Here is a 2990-nt window from a genome sequence, read left to right on the forward strand (position 1 = left end):
GAGAGCCGCTGCACAGAGCTTGTATTTGTCCATGTTCACACCTCGTTGTGTTCAGATTTACGGGGTATTGTATCAGACTTGGGGTGGAAAAGTCAACACAACCGGGTCGAAAGGGGGGACAAAAAGGGTGCGCCTCCCAAATATCGGGGAGGCGCACCCTGGGGTCATTCTGCCAGCTGTTTTACCAGTCCGTGGAGAAATTCGGTCACCGTGGGCCGGGCCTTGCCTCCGCACATCTGGGAGACCTGGGCCTGGCACCGGGTACAGCACAGGGAGATGGCGGTGCGCATGGCGCTGTCCACCGCTCCGGGGTTCATGCCGAAGAACCGGGCCACCTCGGGATAGAGCCGCTTGGTGGCCATGTCCAGGTAGGTGTCGTCGGCCTGAATGAGATGCACGCTGTACACCAGACAGTGGTACCCCTGATAGTTTCCCATCAGGCCTAGGGAGCGCAGCTTATTCTCAACAGTCGGGTCTACCATGGTCTCTCGCTTCTTTCTCTCTGTGAAAATCTTAACATATGTTTATGTTACAGGGAGAAGAGGAGAATGTCAAGAGAGGGTGAGGTCTCCCTCCCGAATCCAGCCAATCCGGCGCAGCAGCAGGCCGAAGGCCCAGGTGAGCACGGCGGGGAGAATGAAGCAGATGAGGGCCATGGCCACCCAGTCCATGGCGGTGATGGCGGCTTTGGCTCCGTTGGCCACGTCGTTGACCCACCCGGCGTATACCCCAATGGGGCCCACCATGCCGCAGGTGCCCATGCCCGAGGCCACGCCCCCAGAGGGGTCATTCATCTGGAACTGGAACACGCAGGTGGCCAGAGGTCCCGTGATGGCGGAGGTGAAAATGGCGGGCAGCCAGATGCGGGGGTTGCGGACGATGTTGCCCATTTGCAGCATGGAGGTGCCCAGGCCCTGGCTGATGAGGCCGCCCCACCGGTTTTCCCGGAAGGAGAGGAAGGCAAAGCCCACCATGTTGGCGCAGCAGCCCGCCACCGCAGCGCCGCCCGCCAGCCCGGTCAGGCCAATGGCGGCGCAGATGGCCGCCGAGGAGATGGGGAGGGTGAGGGCCACGCCGATGACTACAGATACCAGAATGCCCATCCAGAAGGGCTGGAGCACGGTGGCCCACTCCACAAAGTTGCCCACAGAGGAGGCGGCGGTGCCGATGGCGGGGGCCCACCAGGCGGACAGGCCCACACCCACCAGAATGGTCACCAGGGGGGTGACCAGAATGTCAATTTTGGTCTCCTTGCTCACCAGCTTGCCCAGCTCGGCGGCGATGATGGCGATGAACAGCACCGCCAGGGGACCGCCGGCTCCCGACCCGCCGTCCAGAGTGGTAGAGCCCAGGACGTTGGCGGCGTAGCCCACGGTGACCAGGGAGAAGAGCACCAGGGGAGGGGCTTTCAGGGCGTAGCCGATGGCCACGGCCATGGCCGCCCCGCTCATGGCGGAGGCGTAGCCTCCCACCGTCACCAGCACCTCCAGCCCCAGCTGTTTGCCTAAGGTATTTAAGATGGTACCGATGAGCAGGGAGCAGAACAGGCCTTGGGCCATGGCCCCCAGGGCGTCAATGCCGTACCGCTTGCCCGAGATGACAACGTCCTTTCGGGCCAGAAACTCCTTGAATTTGGACATGGGATTTCCTCCTTCTTTCTATCCATACAGGTGTCATGACACCAGTGGGTTTTATTATACGAGATTTTTTTCCCTTGTCAATGTGCATGTTTCACAACTCTCCTTGCCAGGGGCGGCGGAAGCGTGCTATACTGATATTCCCCCGCTGTGGGGGTTGATACCGAGTTATAAGGAGTATTCCACCATGAATGAGAAGGAAATCGGCGAAATTCGCCGCCGCTTTAAAGATGACCGCAATGCCATCGGCTCCATCCGGGGCTGTTATGTCAATGAACTCAAGCACATTGTCTCCCAGTTCAACCAGCCCCTGTCCATGCTCAGCGAGGACGAGCGGGACATGTTCCTGGGGGTGCTGCGCAAGACCCTGTCGGGCAAGCTGGGGAAGAACCTGCTGCCCATGGAGTTTGAGACCCAGCAGGTGGCCTATGGGGAGGAGCACAAGCTGCTGATGACGGTGCGGGACTCCGCCTTGAAGGATGACGCCGCTGTGGAGGAGCTGTTCCGCCGCATTGTGGAGACGGTGGAGCTGGAGGGCAGCTATCTCATTCTGCTCATTCAGGACAGCTACGACGTGCCCTACCGGGGCAAGGACGGAAGCCGCCAGGACGACGGGGGCAATGAGGTGTACCGCTATATTATGTGCTCCATCTGCCCCGTGAAGGAGACCAAGCCCGCCTTGAGCTACTACATGCGGGAGAATGAGTTCCACAACCGCCAGATGAACCACCTGGTGAGCCCCCCCGCTCTGGGCTTTTTGTTCCCCGCCTTTGACGAGCGCAGCACCAACCTGTATGGGGCACTCTTTTACACCAAGGACACCAAGGCCAGCCAGGAGGCCATGTGGAGCGAGCTGTTCCGCTGCCAGCCTCCCATGCCTGCCCAGGCTCAGAAGGAGACCTTCCAGACCATTTTCAGCGAGGCCCTGGAGGGTCAGGGCAGCTATGAGGTGGTGGAAGGGGTGCACCAGCAGCTGCGGGAGATGATGGAGGTCCATAAGGAGAGCCACGAGCCGGAGCCGCTCACCCTGAACCACGGGGAGATGGCGGGTGTGCTGCGCTCCTGCGGGGTGCCCGCCCACTGCGCCGAGGAGTTCGGGCGCAAGTTCCAGGAGGCCTTTGGGGAGGAGACGGCCATCAATCCCGCCAACGTCATCCAGCCCAAGCAGGTGGAGGTGGCCGCCGCCGACGTGACGGTGCGTCTGCCCGCCGAGCAGAGCGACCTGGTGTCCACCCGGGTCATCGACGGGGTGAAGTACATTTTGATCCGTGCCCAGGACGGGGTGCAGGTCAACGGCGTAGATATCGCCATTGAGGAATAAGAGAAGGAGGAAGCCGGGGGCTTCCTCCTTTT

Annotated in this window: 3 protein-coding genes; 1 reads left to right on the plus strand and 2 read right to left on the minus strand. The window is 61.2% G+C overall.

All coding sequences use genetic code 11. The annotated features are described in order from the left end of the window. Nucleotides 1-164: 164 nt before the first annotated feature. Nucleotides 165-482: a sporulation initiation factor Spo0A C-terminal domain-containing protein gene (locus E0L15_RS11975; RefSeq protein WP_087234252.1), complete on the minus strand. Its 318-nt coding sequence runs from the start codon at nucleotides 480-482 to the stop codon at nucleotides 165-167. Between the two features lie 69 nt (nucleotides 483-551). Next, entirely contained in the window at nucleotides 552-1640 is a 1089-nt protein-coding gene (locus E0L15_RS11980; RefSeq protein ID WP_168125771.1) for a PTS sugar transporter subunit IIC, read from the minus strand. Nucleotides 1641-1824: 184 nt separating this feature from the next. Between E0L15_RS11980 and E0L15_RS11985 the strand changes: the two genes are divergently transcribed. Beyond that, nucleotides 1825-2958 (plus strand): DUF4317 domain-containing protein, encoded by a 1134-nt coding sequence (locus tag E0L15_RS11985; RefSeq protein WP_087234248.1) that lies wholly within the window; start codon nucleotides 1825-1827, stop codon nucleotides 2956-2958. The last annotated feature ends 32 nt before the right edge of the window (nucleotides 2959-2990 follow it).

Source organism: Pseudoflavonifractor sp. SW1122 (genome assembly GCF_012027765.1).
GTDB classification, from domain to species: Bacteria; Bacillota; Clostridia; order Oscillospirales; family Oscillospiraceae; genus Enterenecus; species Enterenecus faecium.